Genomic DNA, 409 nt, shown 5'->3' with positions numbered 1-409 from the left:
CGCAAGTAGTACAGTTTGGCGCGACGTACGTCACCACGGCGTTTAACTTCGATTTTTTCTACGGTAGGAGAGTACAGTTGGAAAGTACGTTCTACACCTTCGCCGCTAGAGATTTTGCGAACGATGAAGTTGCTGTTCAGGCCACGGTTGCGGCGAGCGATAACAACACCTTCGTATGCTTGCAGACGGCTGCGAGAACCCTCAACTACGCGTACAGATACGACAACGGTGTCGCCTGGAGCGAATTCAGGGATTTCTTTGTTCAAGCGAGCGATTTCTTCTTGCTCTAATTGTTGAATCAAGTTCATTTGTTTTTCCTAAGTTATGATTGGATTTCCTGTTGCTCTTGCAAGATTTCTTTTAAGAGGCGGGATTCCTTTGGGATTAAACTGCGCTTTTCCAATAAATC

The 409-nt window shown here is 46.0% G+C and carries 1 protein-coding gene and 1 pseudogene; both read right to left on the bottom strand.

The genetic code is table 11. The annotated features are described in order from the left end of the window. Window positions 1–308: 50S ribosomal protein L19 (rplS, locus tag ACTHUE_RS20660; RefSeq protein WP_440404023.1), on the bottom strand; the 308-nt coding region annotated here is incomplete at its 3' end. Between the two features lie 14 nt (window positions 309–322). Next, window positions 323–409: pseudogene (locus ACTHUE_RS20655) on the bottom strand (tRNA (guanosine(37)-N1)-methyltransferase TrmD); the annotation flags it as partial.

It is taken from the genome of Neisseria sp. P0021.S005 (assembly GCF_051956955.1).
Note: the sequence above shows the minus strand (reverse complement) of the source record. Positions and strands in the feature narration are given on the sequence as shown.